Consider the following 19581-nt stretch of genomic DNA (forward strand, 5'->3'; position numbering starts at 1 on the left):
GCGGATAATTCATACCAAAAAACGCTTACGCTGAAGATGAAAAAGCCGATAGTCCTTATCGATTATCGGCTCCTTGGGGCGCTAAAACATCATTATCTTGATGAAGATAGAAGGGCGTGTTGACGTTTCAGGGTTATTTTTGCAGCAATGTGGCTGGCTTTTATGCAAGGCAAAGTCCGAGCAGTGTAGTTATTCTACATAAACGGACGATAACGCGGCAGAAAAGCCAGCCAAATGCTGCCCGAAGGGTTCGTCTGGCAAGCCCTTGCTCTTACTTTCTGTCATAAGAGCCGCTCGTCATTTGAGTAAACTACACATCATTCCTCGTTTCGCGAGCACGTGCTTGCCAGAACGAACAAAATTTAATCTCGAAACGTCAACACGCCCTAGTTATTTTAGTGAGTACTAAAGTTTCAGGTTAGTTTTTAAGAAGCTCAGCATCTGATCGTAATACTTGGCTCTATGAGTATCGTTATAAAAACCATGACCTTCGCTATCCATCACCAGTTTTTGGTAGGGATAATTATGGGCTTTGAGGGCTTTTTCGAGTGATTCCAACTGTTCAATTGGCGCTCGCTCATCTTCACCACCGTGAACGAGTAAGAGGTTCGCTTTTAATTTAGCAACGTTTTCAGAGGGAGACATGGCTTTTAGGGTGGCTTTATCTTGGCCAAGTACGTCCTTAAGATAGCTTGTTCCTGAACGTGTTCTGGCGATGTCACCTTCATTAAACATCAACTCCAGATCATACACACCGGCAACCCCTACCGCGCATTTAAACATATCGGGCGCCAATACCGCGCTTTGTAGTGCGCTATAGCCGCCAAAGCTACCGCCAGCGATACATACCCGTTCCTTATCGGCAAAGCCTTGGTCAATGGCGTATTGAGTTGCGTCTATTATGTCGTGCTGAATATCGGAGCCCCATTTTCGATAGCCAGCTTGCTGGAAGGCCTCACCATAACCACCTGAGCCGCGGAAGTTAACCTGCAACACCGCCATGCCGTTTTGGGCAAGTAATTGATTTTGTGGATCAAATCCCCACCAGTCACGAATGCCATGGGGACCGCCATGGGGATTAACGACCAAGGGTAAATTTTTGGCTTCTTTGCCGAAGGGTAAGGTTAAATAGCCATGTATTTTCTGGCCATCGCGGTTAGTGAAGCTAATAGGTTTGACCTCCGCCATTTGCTCTGGGTCGAGCCATTTACGGGCGGCGGATAGATACTCTAGCTTGAGCTTTTTCGTATCAAACACATAGTAATCACCGGGATTGCGGTCATTAAATGCAATCACCACCAATTGCTCACCATTACGGGTTTCGCTGACAATCCGTACTTGATGCCCAGGTAGGGCAGCAATTAAATCCTTAAGTAGTTTGGCGTGGCTGTCGTTGTTATCCACAAAGGCATAGCTTGGATAGCCATTTTCAAACTCAACGGCATAAAGCTGCTTATTGGTACCGTTGATCCAGAAGTTATTGGGATCAACGACCTCATCTTGAATGATCTCGGCCTTCTCGCCTGTTTCGAGGTTGATGCGATAGACGCCTAAGGTTTCAGTGCCTACTCGACCCGCAGCATAGATGGTATTTTTATTATCAGCGAAGGAGATCGGTGTAAAATCACTTAAGCCAAGGTTGAGTTTATCGGTATTTATCCACTCGCCATCTTTGCGGTAAAACACTTTAGTGATGTTTTTGCTGTCTTTCCCTGCCACAAAGCGGACTTCACCATCATGGTCGGTCATAAAGCGAGCTTGGCCTATGGGAGAGCCTGTGATGCGTTTACGCACCCCGCTAAAAAGGTCAACGCGGTAGACATCCTGAGGCGTTTCACTCAAGTCAGGGGCACCAGTCCATGGGAGCGCATTGACCAGCATATAGCGTTCATCATCCGGAAGAGGATCCAGAATGAATGCTGTGGCATTTATGGCGGTGTTTTTCTTGATATTTGAACCTGTCTGTTGCTCACCGCTGTTATATCCAAAGAGATATTTAGGGCGAGAACCATCGGCGTTGACCGCCATTAATTCGCCGTAGTATTGGGGCACATCGCTCCAGCCCTTAAGGTATTCTTTTGCCAGTACAATACGCTCGCTATTGGCCCATTCATAGGTGCCTACCTGGGCGTTGCTTGGGAAGCGAATCGCATTCAGCAGTTTTTTGGTTTGAGCATCTAATACTATGAGTACATTTTTACCCTCAACACTGGTAATTGCACTTAAGTATTTGCCGGTAGGTGATATTTTCACATCAGCGTACTCATCACCGCGACTGAATAATTGTGATTGTGATAATGCATTCTTGGCCGATGTTTCAGCCGCGAATGTGTTGATTGGCATGATGGGTAAGCAAATTACGGCCAATGCAGCAAATGGCAAAGATTTCATCTGACATCCTTGTAATATTATTGTGGTTTTAGTTTTAACAATGTGTAAACAAGATTAAAGCAAAAGCACTACTGATACAAGGAGTCGGGATAAAAGAAAGGACGGTGATTACCGTCCTTTATGTTGATAAATCATTAGCTTTGCAACAGCTGATGCTGAATAAAGCGCCACTGTTCATCGAAGTGTTGTGTGGGTTTTAGTTTAAACTCACTGCGGACAAATTGAGCAATTCGCCCCTCTGCGAAGGCTAACAGCAAATTAGCTAAAATAGCCTCATCTAAATTAAAGCCTTTGCCTTCTCGCAGGGTCTTTTCCCGCAAAATTTGCTTAAGTTGAGTTTCTATTTTTGCAAATAGCGTACTAATGCGGCTACGCAGACGCTCATTTTCACCTAAAAGCGCATCACCATTGAGGACGCGCGAGATCCCTGGATTACGCTCGGCAAAAATCAGCAGTAGTTGCAGCACCAGTTGACAGCGTTTCATGGTGTCTTTTTCATCATCCATGATGATGTTGATACGAGAGAGTAATGACTCTTCAATAAACTCAATTAACCCTTCGAACATCCGTGCCTTACTCGGGAAGTGGCGATAGAGTGCCGCTTCCGATACGCCGACTTCTGAGGCGAGTTTAGCGGTGGTAATACGTTGTCCTGGGCTGGTTTCTAGCATTTGTGCTAGGCATTGCAGTATGTGTTCACGACGATTAATTTTTGGGCTTACAGCCATTGCAGTATCCTTCGCTCAATAACGATTCAGGTTATTTAGTGCCAGAATGGCCAAATCCACCTTCACCACGGTCTGAGCTATCGAACTCATCAACGAGTTTGAATTGTGCTTGTACCACAGGGACAAACACCAGTTGTGCGAGACGATCACCGATTTCTAAGGTAAATGGGGTATCGCTGCGGTTCCAACAAGAGACCATTAAGGGCCCCTGATAATCCGAATCGATAAGCCCAACCAGATTTCCAAGGACGATACCGTGCTTATGCCCAAGGCCTGAACGCGGTAAAATCACTGCTGCAAGGCCTGGATCGGCTACGTGGATGGCGATACCCGTTGGGATTAACTGAGTTTCTCCTGGGGCTATCGTCATGGTGGTATCTATCATGGCGCGAAGATCCATGCCTGCGCTGCCTGGTGTGGCATAGGCAGGCAGCGGGAATTCAGAGCCAATACGGGAATCGAGGATCTTTAATTCAATCGGTGTTTTCATTTGTGTTGTTTTTCTTTCACTATCAACGAAAGTAATTGCCGAGCCAACGTGAGTTTATCGGTAGCAGGCAAATCTTGACTACCCTGTGGCCAGAATACGCGCAGGGCATTGGCATCGGCGTTAAAGCCTAGACCAGCAACGGATACATCGTTTGCCGCGATCATATTCAAATTTTTACGTTTGAGTTTATCGCGGGCGTAGGCTTCTACATCATGGGTTTCTGCGGCAAATCCCACCATAAAAGGACGGTTTGCCAAGCTTGCGACCGTCGCTAAGATATCAGGATTCCTCACCAGCGCAAGTTGCATTTCTTCCGCTGACTTTTTGATTTTACTGGTGGCAATATCGCTGACGCGATAGTCAGCAACCGCCGCACAGCCGATAAAAATATCTTTTTTATCAACATGGTTCATCACCGCCTCGAGCATGTTTTGCGCCGATTCGACATCGATTCGTGTCACCCCTTCAGGCGTGGCTAAATTTACGGGTCCTGCGACCAAGGTCACAACTGCGCCCATATCGGCCGCGGCCTTCGCTAAGGCAAAGCCCATCTTGCCTGAGCTGTGATTAGAGATATAGCGTACAGGATCGATGGCTTCGCGGGTTGGGCCTGCAGTGATCAGTACCGATTGGCCTGCTAGCGGTTGTGACTCCTGTTCAGCATAGACATCTTTTGTTGCAAAAAAGCGACTCGCGAGTTCGACAATTTCGAGCGGTTCGAGCATGCGGCCAGGGCCCACTTCACCGCAAGCTTGACTGCCACTTGCCGGTCCCCATAGGGTGTAACCACGGCTTTGTAAACTGGCTAAATTGGCTTGAGTGGCGAGATTACGATACATCTGCTGATTCATCGCAGGGCAGAGCGCAATTGGCGCTTCAGTGGCAAGACAAGTGGTTGTGATTAATTCATCTGCCATGCCTGCATTGATTCGGGCGAGAAGATTTGCTGTAGCGGGGGCGATAATCACTAAATCGGCCCAGCGCGCCAGTTCAATATGCCCCATCGCAGCTTCGGCAGCGGGATCGAGTAAGCTCGATGATACCGGATGCCCTGATAAGGCTTGCAGTGTGAGTGGGGTAATAAATTCTATCGCACTTTGGCTCATGACCACACGTACATCAAAGCCGCGTTCTTTTAAGCGGCGCACTAAATCCGCACTTTTGTAGGCCGCAATGCCGCCACCAATACCCAGTAGGACGTTTTTCGTTATCAGGCTCACAGACATCATCCGAGATTGAAATAATGTCGCCAACCATACCACAAAGCGATGAATTGGCGTGACTGTCCCAGTTCAAAAAATCTCGTCCATACTTGCTAAAGTAAAAATATGCGACGACAGGAGGTCACATGGCGATTAAGGATTGGCCAGAGGGAGAAGGGCCGCGGGATAAGTTATTGCTAAAAGGCGCTAGTCATCTCTCGGATGCCGAATTACTGGCGGTGTTGTTGCGTAATGGCCTGTCTGGGCTGAATGCCGTAGACCTTGCCCGTTCACTTATTCAAGAATTTGGTGGCTTAAGAAGCTTACTTTGCGCACCAAAGCATCAGGTGTGTCGACTTCCTGGCGTGGGACCTGTAAAATACGCCCAGCTTCAAGCCGCGGCTGAATTAGCGAGGCGTGTGGCACAAGAAAACCTGCAGAGAGGTCAGGTTTTGACAAATCCCGATTTAACTCGGGATTATTTAATGAGACAATTAGCTGACCGCTCCTATGAAGTGTTCGCAATTTTGCTGCTGGATAGCCAGCATAGAGTGATTCAGTTCGTCGAATTATTCCGCGGAACAATAGATTCAGCCTCAGTGTACCCACGTGAAGTGGTGAGCTTAGTGCTGGAGAAAAAGGCTGCTGCCGTCATAGTGTGTCACAATCATCCGTCTGGTATTGCCGAGCCCAGTCAGGCTGACAGACGAATAACTGAGCGATTAAAAAATGCGTTGGCAACCATAGATGTATCCCTGTTGGATCATATGGTTGTTGGTGATCGAGAGATAGTTTCCTTCGCGGAACGAGGCTGGATTAATTAATCTAACACTTGATCTTCACTCTGTGATCGTGTATAAAATGCGCCCTCTTTGTGCCTCGGGCGACGGCCATACGAGGCACATTAATGCTCGAGCGTTAAAATTGTTTTTGGAGAAGATTGACATGTCAAGAGTATGCCAAGTTACTGGCAAGAAGCCGATGGTTGGTAACAACCGTTCGCACGCAAAAAACGCGACCCGTCGTCGTTTTTTACCTAACCTACAAAACCACCGTTTTTGGTTAGAAGAAGAAAAACGTTTCGTACAGTTACGTGTATCTACTAAAGGTATCCGTCTGATCGATAAGAAAGGTATTGAAGTTGTTGTTGCTGAACTTCGTGCCCGTGGCGAGAAGGTGTAATAGATCATGGCTAAAGCTAAAGGTAATCGTGAGAAGATCAAATTAGTTTCTACAGCTAAAACTGGTCACTTCTACACAACTGAAAAAAACAAGCGTAACATGCCAGAAAAAATGGAAATCAAAAAATTTGATCCAGTTATTCGTCAGCACGTTATCTACAAAGAAGCAAAAATCAAGTAATCCTTGTTTAGTGTTTCGAGAAAAGCCCCTTATCTAAGGGGCTTTTTTTTTGGCTTTTCGTCATCAAGATGAGATAAATCTGCCCCATACTTGGCGAGCGCGACTAAATCATATTTGGTTAAAAAAATGTGATCATTTATCAAAAGTGCAATTTTTTGAAAATATAAGCACTTTATTGTATTAAAACTGCATTTTAATGAGAATAAATTCTTTATTGGTGAATTAAAATGCAATACTATACGCGGGTTTTCGTTATTCACTCCTGGTAAGCCATTTTGGGGTTACCAGCTTAAATATGAGGTGTAAACAACGCGTGCGTACCACTGAACTGGTTGATGGATTTCGTCATTCTGCCCCTTACGTTAATGCCCATAGAGGGAAAACCTTTGTGGTGATGTTGGGTGGCGAGGCTTTAGCACAAAATCAATTTCGCGGCATTTTGAATGACGTGGCGTTGTTACACAGTTTGGGTATTAAAGTGGTGTTGGTGTATGGCGCGAGGCCGCAAATCGATGCAGCGTTAGCCGCCAATGGGATTGAACCCGCCTACCACGAAGGTGTACGTATCACGGATGAAGACTCACTCAAAGTCATTAAGCAAGTCGCGGGTGCATTACAGTTTGATATTACCGCGCGTTTATCGATGAGTTTAAGCAATACGCCGATGCAAGGTGCGCAAATTAACTTAGTCAGCGGTAACTTTGTGATTGCTCAGCCACTGGGCGTCGATAATGGTGTGGATTTTTGTCTAAGCGGCAAAGTGCGCCGTATCGATACTCAAGGGCTTAAGCGTCAGCTCGATAACCACTGTATCGTGTTGATGGGGCCGATTGCTGCATCCGTCACTGGCGAAAGCTTTAACCTCACGGCCGAAGAGATTGCCACTCAGGTTGCTATCAAGCTGAAGGCCGACAAGATGATTGGCTTTAGTTCGCAAAATGGCATCCTCGATCGCAATGGCGATGTGATTGCCGAATTAATGCCAAATGACGCGCAAAACATTCTTAATAAGCTCGCTGAGCAAGGTTCTGCCTGTGTGGGCACTATGGCCTTCCTCAAGGCGAGTATTGATGCGTGCCGCAATGGGGTGCCACGTTGTCATTTGGTCAGTTACCTCGATGACGGCGCCTTGCTGCAGGAGTTGTTCTCCCGTGAAGGCATAGGTACGCAAATCGTAACAGAAAGCGCTGAGCGCCTGCGCCGCGCATCGATTAGCGATATTGGCGGCATATTGAATTTAATCCGTCCTCTGGAAGAGCAAGGCATTTTAGTGCGCCGAAGCCGTGAGCAGCTTGAGATTGAGATCGAGCAGTTTATGTTGATTGAGCGAGACGGCTTAGTGATTGGCTGCGCGGCTCTGTATCCGTTCGAGGAGGATAACGCCGGTGAGTTTGCCTGCTTGGTGGTACATCCAGATTATCGCGATGCGGATAGGGGCAGTCTGCTGCTGAAAAACATCATAGGTCAGGCGCGTCATCGGGGTTATTCCCGTTTATTTGCCTTGACTACCCGTAGCATTCACTGGTTCTTAGAGCATGGCTTTGTGATTGAAGATGTGGATGCATTGCCGCAGAAGAAAAAGCAGCTGTATAACTATCAGCGCCGCTCTAAAATTCTCGCCCTTGATCTGTAAGCTTTTTACGCTTGATAAGATGCCAGCCTAGCGCTGGCATTTTTGTTGACATAATATGTCTTTGTTGGCAGATTAAGCTTTTCTTCCTTAAGGACTGCCCACCATGGTGACTCAGTTTTTCTCCCTCGCACCTCTGACTCAAACTTCAATTTTAAGCTTTATTATCTTGTTGTTAGGTTTAGCTGGCGTACTGTGGATGTTGTGGGTTAAACCTATGCCGAAAGTGGCTAAATCGGCGAGCTTAGGCATCTTGTTAGTAATGATTGGCGGATTTTCTTGGGTGTTTTATCAATCCCATAATGCTGAAATCGCGCTAACCGACACCGAGCTAAAACTCGATATTCCCTTCTATAAAGTGCAATTAGCGCGTTCCGAACTGTTAGTCGAGCAGGCGCGTCTTATCGACTTGAAGCTGGAGGCGGATTTGGTACCCAGCTTTAAAACCAATGGTATCGGTATGCCAGGGTTTCAACTCGGCTGGTTTAATTTGAAGGGGAAGGGCAAGGCATTTGTGGCAGTGACGGATAAATCCGAGCTAGTGTTAGTGCCAACGACGCGAGGCTACAATCTGCTCTTATCTGTACCCGAGGGCGAGAAATTTTTAGCCCAACTACAAAAGTAGCAGGTCCAGTACACTTACCACTACTTTTGTAACCATTGGCTACAGCGCGATATTATCGCGCCGTTTTGCGTTTATAGGCCATATCGAAGGTGAACACCAGCAGGGCGCTCCAGATAAAACCAAAGGTGATACTCTTCTCTGCATCGAAGGGTTCATTGAATAAGGTTACTGCGAGAATAAACATAATACTCGGGCCGATATATTGGAAAAAGCCGAGCATAGACAATGGAATGCGTACCGCTGCACCAGCAAAACACAATAGTGGAATCGTGGTAACAATCCCGGCTGCCATCAACAATAAATTAAGGTGCCAATCGTTGGTGAGCATATTCGCCGTGGCGCTATCTAAGGTCGCAACCAGATAAACCAATGCGACCGGTAGCAGAATGGCGGTTTCGACTAGCAGACCCGATTTAGCATCCACGTTGACCTTTTTACGTAGCAGCGCATATACCCCGAAGGTGCCCGCTAAGGCGAGGGAGACAATGGGGATTGAGCCGAATGAGACTAATTGGATCAGCACGCCAGTACTCGCCAGCGCGACAGCAAACCATTGCAACTTACGTAATCTTTCCCCTAAAAACAGCATGCCGAGCAGCACATTGAGTAATGGGTTAATAAAATAGCCTAGGCTAGCATCGAGCATATGATCATTATTCACTGCCCAGATAAAAATCAACCAGTTACCTGCAATTAATAGGGAGGTGATGGTGAGTACGAGTAGCTGTTTTGGCTGTTTAAACAGCTGGCGCAGTTTTCCAAAGCCACCGATAAACAGCATGATGATCACCATAAATACAAATGACCAGATCACCCGATGCAGTAAAATTTCGGTCGCCGAAACATGGTGGAGTAGTTTGAAATATAAGGGCGCAAATCCCCACATACAGTAAGCACTGACGGCAAGTAGGATCCCTTTGCGGTATTCGGTATCAGGCATGAGACATCTTCGAAGGACAACAGGACGGCGATTGTAGGAGGCTATGGGAATTGACTCAAGATGTGTGTAGTCGCCTTTTTCGTTACAGGATGTCTCTGATGACGAGTGCTCGAAATGAATAAGAGGGAAACAGCTGAATAATCAAGGTGTTTCCCTTTAGTTTATTGATGTTGAATGCGGTAAATTAATCTTGAAAAAACGATGGGTGACAAGGGACTAGCCCACCATATAAGTGCCAGTGCCGAAGGCGATATGGGTTCCTTGCTCATTGTGTAACTCCATTCGGCAGACCGAGACGCGATTGCCAGCTCGGATCACACTGCCGGTGCCAGTGAAAATCTGTCCACGCCCGGGGCGCAGGTAATCGACACGCATATCAATAGTGCCTAAGGTTTGCAGCCGTTGCTGTAACTCTTCAACCGTCCAATCATCACGGCTAGCGACCAGTCCTGCAAAGGCGGTGAGCCCTCCTACGACATCAAGCACTGTGGCGGTGACACCACCGTGGAGAATTTGTTGATGAATATTGCCAATGAGCTCTGGCTTCATATTGATCACCACTTCAACGCCATCTATGTCGTATCGCTTGATATCCAGACCCAATAAATTATGAAACGGTACGTGCTGGTCAAACACTTCGGCAACTCGTTTGAGTACTTCGGCTTGAATTGGGGTTGTCATGCTGTTCGTCCTTGTAGGCTGTAGGGCTTCTTAGAATAGGGTCGAAGCGTGTGCAATGGCATTCGACTTAGAGCAATTAATCTACCGCTAAGCCTATGTCTAATGCAACTTAAGCCGCTGTGCAGGCAAATCGTCTTAGGTGTTGTGATGAGCTGTGGATGTAGGCTAAACCTATTATCTGATTGTTGGCGTGGGCCAGTTTGGGCAAGATGGCACAAGACAGGAGCGATTCTGTCCTTTAGAATAGGCGCCCTTACTTTTTAGCTAGAAGATCCATGGAAACTCAGTTACTCGACATACATGATGATCCGCTGTCTCAACGCCTGGCGCAGGTGTTTGGTTACCGTGACTTTAGGGACGGTCAGCGCGAGGTTATCGAACGTGTATGCAGTGGTGAGGACTGCCTGGTGATCATGCCCACCGGCGGCGGTAAGAGTCTGTGTTACCAGTTGCCAGCACTGCTGATGCCTGGCATCACTATCGTGGTATCACCGCTGATTTCATTGATGAAAGATCAGGTCGACAGCCTGTTGCAGACGGGGGTCAATGCAGCCTATTTAAACTCATCGCAGCCGCGGGAGCAGAGTGTCGAGGTGCTTAGGCAGTTGCATCGAGGCGAGCTAAAACTGCTGTATGTGTCCCCTGAGCGGTTGCTGACGGCTGATTTTATCGAGCGCATGCGCTCCTTGCCGCTGTCGATGTTTGCTATTGACGAGGCGCACTGCATCAGTCAATGGGGGCATGATTTTCGACCTGAATATGCAGCCCTTGGGCAGTTAAAGCAGCTCTTTCCCCATGTGCCTATGATGGCGCTCACCGCCACCGCGGATCAGGCGACGCGACAAAATATTTGCGAGCGCCTAGGGATTAATCCCTTTAAATTACTATCGAGTTTCGATCGGCCCAATATTCGCTATACGGTTGCCGAAAAACTCAATGCCGCGAATCAATTACGACAGTTTTTACTGCAACAAAATGGCAGTAGCGGCATTGTCTACTGTAGCAGTCGACGCCGCGTGGATGAGGTGGCAGAAAGGCTCACCCTGCAAGGGTTTCATGCTAAGGCTTACCATGCGGGCATGACGGCAGAAGAGCGCGGCGAAGTGCAGGATAGCTTCCTTAAAGATCAAATTGATATTGTCGTTGCGACCGTCGCCTTTGGTATGGGGATTAACAAATCCAACGTGCGCTTTGTGGTGCATTACGATATCCCGAAGAGTATCGAAGCTTATTATCAAGAAACTGGCCGAGCGGGCCGTGATGGACTCGAGGCCGAAGCCTTTATGTTGTTCGATCCCGCTGATATTGGTCGAGTGCGCCATCTTATCGAGCAATCGGAGCCAGGGCCGCAGCAGCAGGTGGATTTCCATAAACTCAATACCATGGCCGCCTTTGCCGAGGCGCAAACCTGTCGGCGCCAAGTGCTGTTGCATTACTTCGATGAAAGCGCATTAGAACCCTGTGGTAACTGTGATATTTGTCTTGACCCGCCTAAGCGTTATAACGGCACCGAAGATGCGCAGAAGGTGCTTTCTTGCATCTATCGTCTCGGGCAACGCTTTGGTATTAATCATTTGATTGAAGTGTTGCGTGGCTCCAAGGGGGCCGCGATTGTTGACCGTGGCCACGATAAGCTCAGTACATGGGGGATTGGTAAAGATAAGAGCCATGAGTATTGGCTGAGTGTTATTCGCCAACTGATCCATTTAGGCTTAGCGAGTCAAGATATTACTCGTGGCTCATCCATCACCTTAAATCCCTCTGCAAGGCCAATATTGAAGGGAGAGGTGGCGTTGATGTTGGCTGAGCCGCGTATCCAACTCACCAGCATAAAGCGTAAAACGACACAGTCGAGAGTGCCGCTTAACTATGATCGCAAGTTATTTGCCCGCCTTAAAACACTGCGCCGCACCATTGCCGAAGAGCAGGATGTGCCGCCTTATCTGGTGTTTAACGATGCTACTTTAGCGGAAATGGCGGCTATGATGCCGACAAGCCCTGGGGAAATGCTGGCAGTTAATGGCGTGGGGGAACGTAAACTCAGTCGATTTGGCGGTGAGTTCCTTGATGAAATCGCGGCTTATTTAGCGGGGGAGTAGTCGCTTTGTGTATCGGTCACCTTGAGTTTGCTGAGTTGATTGATATTGGCACGTTTCACTAAAGAATCCAAAGTATCAAACTGTTGCATCACTGCAATCCCGATATTGACCTTGCTTGATCCTTGTGATGTTTGAATTGTGGGCGTTAATTGGTTGACGACTCGTTGTGCGCCGCGGGCGGAGGTGTAAGGTAGCACTATCACAATTTCATCCATCGAATACCGTAATAGTATGTCTTGCTCACGGAGTTTATCTTGTAATTTATCGATCAAGGTTGGCAGATCGACTTGGCGAATTTGGCTAGCATTAAAAAGTAATAATGTCAGTGGATAAGCGCCCTGTTTGGCACTATGCAGGGTGAGCTCAAGCTGCTGAATAGGTGCAAGGCGCTTGGATTTGGTGTCAGGTGATGGGGCATGTTTATTTTGCTTATCAATAAAGTACCAAATGGCGCCACCTAAGAGTGTCATGCTCACTAAAAACAAGGTACTAAAGGCCCAATCTACATTCAGCTCATCCATTAAGGTGGGATTGCTCTGTGGATCATCTGCGCTGAGTTGCTGTAATCCCTGCTGATTTAATCTGGCTTTAAACTGCAAAATTCGCATGTTGTTTATTGATTCGTTAGCCAGTTCTGCGGCATCGAAGCGCTTTTGTAAAAATTCGTAGGCGAGTTTGTAGTTATCTTGAGTGTGGTAATAATCACTCAATATACCATAAAACCATTTAAGATCAGTATATTGCTTAAGCGTTTCGCCTTGTTCAATGGCAGAGTGCATGAGTGTTAGCGCTGCTTCATCCCTATGTTGTGCAAATCGTACTTGAGCGAGTAAACGAGTCGAACGCATCATGGCAACCTGTTGCTTTTGCTGCTTAAAAGTGTTCATTGCAATGGAGATATACTCTTCGGCTGTATCAATTTTGCCTTTATCAAGGGAAATTGAAGCCAGAATGGCATAGCTGTAGGCGAGTTCAAGTGGGGAGCCTATTTCTGGTAGTAAAGTTTTGGCTTGTTTTTCTAGTTGATCACTATATTCACGCTCACCATTATCTAGTGCAATCCGCGCGGCATTTCGCAGTAATATATGCCGGACTTTTCCTTGGGCATCAGCGCTTTTTAGGGCAAGCTTGGCGTAATACATGGCTTGGGGTAAATCTTCGGTGGCATAGAGTAAATTCCCCATCGCAGCATAGACATATCCCTCTGGCGGCCAGACCCAATTTTGCGTTTGAGTATGGATATCGGGATAGATATCAATAGCGATGCGTAAATCTTCAATCGCGGAGGAAAAATTATCCGTATTGGTATCCAGTTGCCCCCTCAAGCGGAGTGCATCGATAAGGGCTTGGGGCTGCTGGTAGCGTCTAGCAAGAGTGATTGCGGAGTCCAGTATGGGTAATGCATCTTTAATATTGTCGTAATTTAGATAGGCATCGGCCTGACAATTCAAAAAATAGGGGCGTGCTTGATCTAACTTAAGCTGTTTAGCATGGGCTTCACCCATTTGCGCAAGATTAATCGCCGCTTCATTTTCACCGAGTTGTAACAGGTTTTGACACTTCAATATACTGAGGCGGAGCCTATCGATATCGTTTTTATTATCAGTGGATTGAGTGGATTGCAGTTTTTCTAATGCGGTAATTTGTGCCAAAGCCTTGGTTGGATACTGATAAACTTCCCATGTCAATTTATCTAACTGCTCATTAGCGCAAGCCCATAATGGCACAAGCCACAATAATAGGCTCAGCGCTAAGACGCGAAAATCCATTTTTTGCTCCATACCGTGCATTTATTCTAGTATCCGTAACTTCGGGCGAGGATTATAACGTGTCTCAGGCTATTTTTGCATAAAAAATGATTTTTTTGTTAAAAGTTTGAGGTGCAGCATTTAATTTATTTATCTTGTATTGCAAGGGATTAACAATACAACCTTGAGACAAACATATCTGTTTCTGCCATTTTGCAGCAGATATATTAAGGAACATGAAAAAAATTGGGGTTGACACATTTAGCCAAGCGAGTTAAATATTAACCAAAGCAATATTCAATCAACAGAATAAATATTTAATTTAAATGAATAGAATTAGCAGCAAACTCGACCTCCTCCTTCTCTCTCTCGCGCCACAAACGCGGAGGTCTTAGTGTTGCTCGCTCGATAGATAGGCAAAACACTCAAAAACCCCGCACCGATGTTGCGGGGTTTTTTGTATCTGAATACAGCAAAAGTTAAATAATGAACGGTGACGTTCCATGGAGAAACCCGATGTCTAACAGAGTCATTATATTTGATACCACGTTACGTGATGGCGAGCAGGCGTTAGCGGCAAGCTTGTCGGTCAAAGAAAAGTTACAGATCGCCATGGCGTTGGAACGTCTCGGTGTCGATGTGATGGAAGTCGGTTTTCCCGTATCTTCCCCCGGTGATTTTGAGTCGGTGCAAACCATTGCTCGCACCATTAAAAATAGCCGCGTGTGCGCATTATCCCGCGCCTTGGAAAAAGATATTGATGCCGCCGCTCAAGCATTATCGGTGGCTGATCAGTTCCGCATTCATACGTTTATCTCCACCTCGACCATCCATGTTGAGAGCAAATTAAAACGTTCATTCGAGCAAGTGTTGGAAATGGCGGTCGGTGCAGTGAAATATGCCCGTCGTTTTACCGATGATGTTGAATTTTCATGCGAAGATGCGGGACGTACGCCGATTGATAATTTGTGCCGTATGGTGGAAGCGGCGATTCATGCGGGGGCGCGCACTATCAATATCCCAGATACCGTGGGCTACACAGTGCCAAGCGAGTTTGGTGGCATTATTCAAACCTTGTTTAATCGCGTACCGAATATCGACCAAGCCATTATTTCGGTTCACTGCCACGATGACTTAGGTCTGTCGGTCGCCAATTCGATTACTGCTGTGCAGCATGGCGCGCGCCAAATCGAATGTACCATGAATGGTATTGGTGAGCGTGCGGGTAACTGCTCTTTAGAAGAGATCGCCATGATCTTAGCAACCCGTAAGAACCTGCTAGGGTTTGAAACGGGGATCAATGCGAAGGAAATTCACCGCACCTCAAATTTAGTCAGCCAGTTGTGCAATATGCCAATCCAGTCGAATAAGGCGATTGTTGGCGCTAATGCCTTTACCCATTCGTCGGGGATTCACCAAGATGGCATGTTAAAAGCGCAAAACACTTATGAAATTATGACGCCAGAGAGCATCGGCCTGAATCGTAACAATCTGAATATGACCTCGCGCTCCGGCCGTCATGTGATTAAGCATCGCATGGAGGAAATGGGCTACAGCGAGCAGGATTACAACTTGGATGCCCTGTACGAACAGTTTTTAAAATTGGCGGATAAAAAGGGCCAAGTCTTCGATTATGACTTAGAAGCCTTAGCCTTCATGGAGACACAAGCCGCAGAAGATAACTTTTATCAATTACAGCAGTTAGTGGTGCAATCTGACTCAACCGAAGGCGTGGCCACGGCGACGGTGCGTATTGATGTCGGCGGTGAGATTAAAACTGAGGCCGCTACAGGTAATGGCCCTGTTGATGCTGCCTATAATGCTATCGCCCGCGCGACTGACCGCCGTATCGATATCATCAGCTACAAATTGGGGGCTAAGGGCGTAGGACAAAATGCGCTCGGCCAAGTTGATATTACCGCGGTTTACCATGAGCAAAATTTCCACGGTGTCGGGTTAGCGACCGACGTGGTTGAGGCATCAGCCCGTGCATTAGTGCACGTGATGAACCTGACATGCCGCGCCGATAAGGTTGCAGATTACAAACAGAATATGCATAAAAACAAAGAGCTGGGCGGCGTATAGCCAAGGTAATATCGAGCATAAAGTTTTCACATTGAAGGAGTGAGCGGGCGTATGAGTTATCAAATTGCAGTATTAGCCGGGGATGGCATTGGGCCTGAAGTGATGGCCGAGGCGCGTAAGGTGTTAAAGGCGGTTGAGGCACGTTTTGGTCTTAATATTGAATACACTGAATATGATGTTGGCGGTATCGCCATCGACAATCATGGCTGTCCATTGCCAGAGGCAACACTGAAAGGCTGTGAAGCGGCCGATGCCATTCTATTCGGCTCTGTCGGTGGCCCAAAGTGGGAAAAACTGCCGCCCAATGATCAGCCCGAGCGCGGTGCATTGTTACCGCTACGGGGTCACTTCGAACTGTTTTGTAACCTACGCCCCGCTAAATTGCATGATGGTTTAGAACATATGTCACCGCTGCGCAGCGATATTTCTGCAAGAGGTTTCGATGTTCTCTGCGTGCGTGAGTTAACGGGTGGGATCTACTTCGGAAAGCCTAAGGGGCGCCAAGGTGAAGGTGAGAGCGAAGAAGCCTTCGATACCATGCGTTACAGCCGCCGTGAAATTAGCCGTATTGCGCGCATTGCCTTTGAAGCCGCTCGCGGACGCCGTAAAAAAGTCACTTCGGTCGATAAGGCAAACGTATTGGCTTGCTCGGTATTGTGGCGTCAAGTGGTCGAAGAAGTGGCGGTCGATTTTCCCGACGTTGAGCTGGAACATATCTATATCGACAACGCGACCATGCAGTTGCTGCGTCGCCCCGATGAGTTTGACGTCATGCTGTGTTCTAACTTGTTTGGTGACATTCTATCGGATGAAATCGCCATGCTGACGGGTTCTATGGGCTTGTTGTCTTCGGCGAGTATGAATAGTACTGGCTTTGGTTTGTTTGAACCCGCTGGTGGCAGCGCGCCGGATATTGCAGGTAAAGGTATTGCTAACCCGATTGCACAAATTCTATCGGCAGCACTGATGCTGCGCCACAGCTTAAAGCAAGAAGAGGCGGCAAGTGCGATTGAACGTGCTGTGACTAAGGCGCTGAATTCTGGCTATTTAACCGGTGAGCTATTAAGTAGCGACCAACGCCATAAGGCTAAATCGACGGTCGAAATGGGCAACTTTATCGCCGATGCAGTTAAGGCAGGTGTGTAATGACTAATCCTTCAATATCAAGCGCTCCGAAAACCCTGTATCAAAAGGTGTGGGATGCCCACGTTGTAGCAATTCCCGAGGGTGAAGCACCGATCATTTATGTCGACAGACATTTGGTTCACGAAGTGACATCGCCTCAAGCCTTTAGTGGCTTAAAAGTGGCGGGGCGTAAATTACGTGCCCCGGAGAAAACTTTCGCGACCATGGATCACAACACCTCGACCCGCAGCGCTAGTCTAGATGCTTTAAGTCCGATGGCGCGCACTCAGGTCGAGACCTTGGCGCAAAACTGTAAAGACTTCGGCGTATGCTTATATGATATTCACCATCCGAATCAAGGGATTGTACATGTTATGGGGCCTGAGCTTGGGATTACCTTACCCGGCACTGTGATCGTCTGTGGTGATTCTCACACCGCGACCCACGGCGCCTTTGGCGCCTTGGCCTTCGGTATCGGCACTTCCGAGGTGGAGCATGTGTTGGCGACCCAGACTCTGCGCCAATTAAAAGCCAAGACCATGAAAATCGAAGTCCGTGGTCAGGTCACCGATGGCGTGACCGCCAAAGATATCGTACTGGCGATTATCGGTAAGATAGGTATGGATGGCGGCACTGGCTATGTGGTTGAGTTTTGTGGTGATGCCATTGAAGCCTTATCGATGGAAGGGCGTATGACAGTCTGCAATATGGCGATTGAAATGGGCGCTAAGGCGGGCATGGTTGCGCCGGATCAAACTACCTTCGATTACTTAGAAGGGCGTGAATTTGCACCCAAGGGCGAAGATTGGGCGCAAGCCGTCGCTGAATGGAAAACACTGAAAACCGATGTTGGCGCTGAGTTTGATGCCACCGTGGTGTTGGATGCTGTCGATATCGCGCCGCAGCTCACGTGGGGTACTAACCCTGGACAAGTCGTTGCTATCGATGCGCCAGTGCCTAATCCTGCCGATGAGGTGAATCCAACAATTCGCGCTAGCATGGAAAAAGCACTGGACTATATCGGCTTAACTGCTGGTTCGCCAATGACAGCTGTGGCGATCAATAAGGTCTTTATCGGATCTTGCACTAACTCGCGGATTGAAGATTTACGCAGCGCGGCGAAACAGGCGCAAGGGCGCAAAGTGGCTGCGGGCGTTACGGCAATCGTAGTACCTGGCTCTGGCCAAGTGAAGGCGCAGGCCGAGGCCGAAGGCTTAGATAAAATCTTTATCGAGGCCGGATTCGAATGGCGTTTACCGGGCTGCTCTATGTGTTTGGCGATGAACGATGACAGATTAGAGGCGGGTGATCGCTGCGCTTCGACCAGTAACCGTAACTTCGAAGGTCGCCAAGGACGTGGTAGTCGTACGCACTTGGTGAGTCCGGCGATGGCGGCAGCGGCGGCGATCGCGGGCCATTTTGTCGATATCCGCAAACCTTACTAACCGTAATCCCAACAGGAGAAGTTAATGCAACCTTTTACTTGCCATACCGGGCTTGCGGTGATGATCGACAGCGCGAATATCGATACCGATCAAATTATCCCGAAGCAATTTTTATCTAAGGTGACGCGCGATGGATTCGGCGTGCACTTATTTCACGATTGGCGCTATTTCGATGATGCGGGAGATGTGCCAAACCCTGAGTTCACCCTAAACAAACCTCGCTATAGCGGCGCCTCGATTCTGCTGGCGCAGGAAAACTTTGGCTGTGGTTCTAGCCGTGAACACGCCCCGTGGGCATTGGCGGATTTTGGCCTGCGCGCCATTATCGCCCCGAGCTTTGCCGATATTTTTTATGGAAACTCCATCAATAACGGTTTACTGCCGGTGAAGCTTAGCGCGAGTGAAGTGCGTCAGTTAATGGATGAGGTGGCGAGCGAAGAAGGCGCACAAATCACCGTCGACTTAACCACTTGTAAGGTGACATCGCCTTCTGGCGCTGAGTTTAGCTTTACACTGGCCGAGTCGGCGCGACATAAATTGCTGAATGGATTAGATGCCATTGGATTGACCTTATCCCACGGGACGCAGATCAGCGAATACGAATCACAAATCCCAAGTTGGCGACGCTGAGCTATTCGGCGAACACTTGTACCTTAATAGATGTTAATCTTAAACGCCTAGTTCGAAAACTAGGCGTTTTTGTTATTTCTGCTTAAGCGGCTAAATGTAATTTATTGTATTTATTAGTTTAAAATGAAGGGTGACTTTCCTGTATGGTAAGGAAAATGATCGATAGTGATTTGTGCTGAATTTTTATGAATAAAATGGCTTACAAGTGTTTATGAGTTTTATGTTATTTAATTTATTGTTTTTAAATTAATTTAACTCTTGTGGTGCTTGCCTTGAAAATGCTTTCAGCAAATCTATCTTTGGAAATGCACTGATTATTCTTGTTTTAAAAGTGATTTGCCTCACTAAAAATATTGATTAGATTGTTTTGGCTAGTTTTTTTATCTGTTTTATTCTCGCT

Annotated in this window: 17 protein-coding genes; 10 read left to right on the top strand and 7 right to left on the bottom strand. The window is 47.4% G+C overall.

Going from position 1 to position 19581, the window contains the following annotated elements:
• Positions 1-405: 405 nt before the first annotated feature.
• The 4 genes from MMG82_RS10120 to coaBC all read right to left on the bottom strand — a co-directional run bounded on the left by MMG82_RS10120 (position 406) and on the right by coaBC (position 4838).
• On the bottom strand, positions 406-2391 hold the full coding sequence (locus tag MMG82_RS10120; RefSeq protein WP_241406815.1) for a S9 family peptidase: 1986 nt from the start codon (positions 2389-2391) through the stop codon (positions 406-408).
• A gap of 134 nt (positions 2392-2525) precedes the next feature.
• Complete coding sequence (gene slmA, locus MMG82_RS10125; protein WP_011073926.1) at positions 2526-3119, bottom strand: nucleoid occlusion factor SlmA; 594 nt, start codon at positions 3117-3119, stop codon at positions 2526-2528.
• Positions 3120-3150: 31 nt separating this feature from the next.
• Complete coding sequence (gene dut, locus MMG82_RS10130; protein ID WP_011624324.1) at positions 3151-3609, bottom strand: dUTP diphosphatase; 459 nt, start codon at positions 3607-3609, stop codon at positions 3151-3153.
• The gene (gene coaBC, locus MMG82_RS10135; protein ID WP_047534445.1) at positions 3606-4838 is read right to left on the bottom strand and encodes a bifunctional phosphopantothenoylcysteine decarboxylase/phosphopantothenate--cysteine ligase CoaBC; all 1233 of its coding nucleotides are present in this window, start codon (positions 4836-4838) and stop codon (positions 3606-3608) included. The genes dut and coaBC overlap by 4 nt, the downstream gene beginning before the upstream one ends.
• A 119-nt stretch (positions 4839-4957) precedes the next feature.
• Here coaBC and radC point away from each other — a divergent pair, with 119 nt between their 5' ends.
• The 5 genes from radC to MMG82_RS10160 all read left to right on the top strand — a co-directional run bounded on the left by radC (position 4958) and on the right by MMG82_RS10160 (position 8428).
• Positions 4958-5635 (top strand): DNA repair protein RadC, encoded by a 678-nt coding sequence (gene radC, locus MMG82_RS10140; RefSeq protein ID WP_011073923.1) that lies wholly within the window; start codon positions 4958-4960, stop codon positions 5633-5635.
• Positions 5636-5756: 121 nt separating this feature from the next.
• Positions 5757-5993, top strand: coding sequence for a 50S ribosomal protein L28 (rpmB, locus tag MMG82_RS10145; RefSeq protein WP_006079870.1), 237 nt, complete (start codon positions 5757-5759; stop codon positions 5991-5993).
• A 6-nt stretch (positions 5994-5999) separates the two neighbouring features.
• On the top strand, positions 6000-6173 hold the full coding sequence (rpmG, locus tag MMG82_RS10150; RefSeq protein WP_006079871.1) for a 50S ribosomal protein L33: 174 nt from the start codon (positions 6000-6002) through the stop codon (positions 6171-6173).
• Between the two features lie 313 nt (positions 6174-6486).
• Positions 6487-7806, top strand: coding sequence for an amino-acid N-acetyltransferase (argA, locus tag MMG82_RS10155; RefSeq protein ID WP_037422897.1), 1320 nt, complete (start codon positions 6487-6489; stop codon positions 7804-7806).
• 103 nt (positions 7807-7909) lie between these two features.
• Positions 7910-8428 (top strand): PH domain-containing protein, encoded by a 519-nt coding sequence (locus MMG82_RS10160; protein ID WP_047534474.1) that lies wholly within the window; start codon positions 7910-7912, stop codon positions 8426-8428.
• 52 nt (positions 8429-8480) lie between these two features.
• Here MMG82_RS10160 and rarD read toward each other — a convergent pair whose 3' ends face one another.
• Positions 8481-9368 (bottom strand): EamA family transporter RarD, encoded by an 888-nt coding sequence (gene rarD / locus MMG82_RS10165; protein ID WP_037422891.1) that lies wholly within the window; start codon positions 9366-9368, stop codon positions 8481-8483.
• Between the two features lie 216 nt (positions 9369-9584).
• Positions 9585-10049, bottom strand: coding sequence for a thioesterase family protein (locus MMG82_RS10170; RefSeq protein ID WP_037422889.1), 465 nt, complete (start codon positions 10047-10049; stop codon positions 9585-9587).
• A gap of 275 nt (positions 10050-10324) precedes the next feature.
• Here MMG82_RS10170 and recQ point away from each other — a divergent pair, with 275 nt between their 5' ends.
• Entirely contained in the window at positions 10325-12148 is a 1824-nt protein-coding gene (gene recQ / locus MMG82_RS10175; RefSeq protein WP_109277830.1) for a DNA helicase RecQ, read from the top strand.
• Here recQ and MMG82_RS10180 read toward each other — a convergent pair.
• Positions 12130-13917, bottom strand: a complete 1788-nt coding sequence (locus tag MMG82_RS10180; protein ID WP_047534486.1) for a diguanylate cyclase — start codon at positions 13915-13917, stop codon at positions 12130-12132. The genes recQ and MMG82_RS10180 overlap by 19 nt on opposite strands.
• A gap of 495 nt (positions 13918-14412) precedes the next feature.
• Between MMG82_RS10180 and leuA the strand changes: the two genes are divergently transcribed.
• The 4 genes from leuA to leuD are packed head-to-tail and all read left to right on the top strand — an operon-like array spanning position 14413 to position 19181.
• Entirely contained in the window at positions 14413-15981 is a 1569-nt protein-coding gene (leuA, locus tag MMG82_RS10185) for a 2-isopropylmalate synthase (protein WP_047534488.1), read from the top strand.
• 51 nt (positions 15982-16032) lie between these two features.
• Positions 16033-17127, top strand: a complete 1095-nt coding sequence (gene leuB, locus MMG82_RS10190) for a 3-isopropylmalate dehydrogenase (RefSeq protein ID WP_047534490.1) — start codon at positions 16033-16035, stop codon at positions 17125-17127.
• Positions 17127-18551, top strand: a complete 1425-nt coding sequence (leuC, locus tag MMG82_RS10195) for a 3-isopropylmalate dehydratase large subunit (protein WP_047534492.1) — start codon at positions 17127-17129, stop codon at positions 18549-18551. Before leuB ends, leuC begins: the two co-directional genes overlap by 1 nt.
• A gap of 24 nt (positions 18552-18575) precedes the next feature.
• Entirely contained in the window at positions 18576-19181 is a 606-nt protein-coding gene (gene leuD / locus MMG82_RS10200; protein ID WP_047534496.1) for a 3-isopropylmalate dehydratase small subunit, read from the top strand.
• Positions 19182-19581: the final 400 nt, after the last annotated feature.

It is taken from the genome of Shewanella sp. MM_2022_3 (genome assembly GCF_022557375.1).
Classification (GTDB): Bacteria; Pseudomonadota; Gammaproteobacteria; order Enterobacterales; family Shewanellaceae; genus Shewanella; species Shewanella xiamenensis.

Coding starts and splice junctions, on each gene's coding strand:
- MMG82_RS10120 (WP_241406815.1), bottom strand. CDS start 2,391: ATGAAATCTTTGCCATTTGCTGCATTGGCCGTAATTTGCTTACCCATC.
- slmA (WP_011073926.1), bottom strand. CDS start 3,119: ATGGCTGTAAGCCCAAAAATTAATCGTCGTGAACACATACTGCAATGC.
- dut (WP_011624324.1), bottom strand. CDS start 3,609: ATGAAAACACCGATTGAATTAAAGATCCTCGATTCCCGTATTGGCTCT.
- coaBC (WP_047534445.1), bottom strand. CDS start 4,838: ATGATGTCTGTGAGCCTGATAACGAAAAACGTCCTACTGGGTATTGGT.
- radC (WP_011073923.1), top strand. CDS start 4,958: ATGGCGATTAAGGATTGGCCAGAGGGAGAAGGGCCGCGGGATAAGTTA.
- rpmB (WP_006079870.1), top strand. CDS start 5,757: ATGTCAAGAGTATGCCAAGTTACTGGCAAGAAGCCGATGGTTGGTAAC.
- rpmG (WP_006079871.1), top strand. CDS start 6,000: ATGGCTAAAGCTAAAGGTAATCGTGAGAAGATCAAATTAGTTTCTACA.
- MMG82_RS10160 (WP_047534474.1), top strand. CDS start 7,910: ATGGTGACTCAGTTTTTCTCCCTCGCACCTCTGACTCAAACTTCAATT.
- rarD (WP_037422891.1), bottom strand. CDS start 9,368: ATGCCTGATACCGAATACCGCAAAGGGATCCTACTTGCCGTCAGTGCT.
- MMG82_RS10170 (WP_037422889.1), bottom strand. CDS start 10,049: ATGACAACCCCAATTCAAGCCGAAGTACTCAAACGAGTTGCCGAAGTG.
- recQ (WP_109277830.1), top strand. CDS start 10,325: ATGGAAACTCAGTTACTCGACATACATGATGATCCGCTGTCTCAACGC.
- MMG82_RS10180 (WP_047534486.1), bottom strand. CDS start 13,917: ATGGATTTTCGCGTCTTAGCGCTGAGCCTATTATTGTGGCTTGTGCCA.
- leuA (WP_047534488.1), top strand. CDS start 14,413: ATGTCTAACAGAGTCATTATATTTGATACCACGTTACGTGATGGCGAG.
- leuB (WP_047534490.1), top strand. CDS start 16,033: ATGAGTTATCAAATTGCAGTATTAGCCGGGGATGGCATTGGGCCTGAA.
- leuC (WP_047534492.1), top strand. CDS start 17,127: ATGACTAATCCTTCAATATCAAGCGCTCCGAAAACCCTGTATCAAAAG.
- leuD (WP_047534496.1), top strand. CDS start 18,576: ATGCAACCTTTTACTTGCCATACCGGGCTTGCGGTGATGATCGACAGC.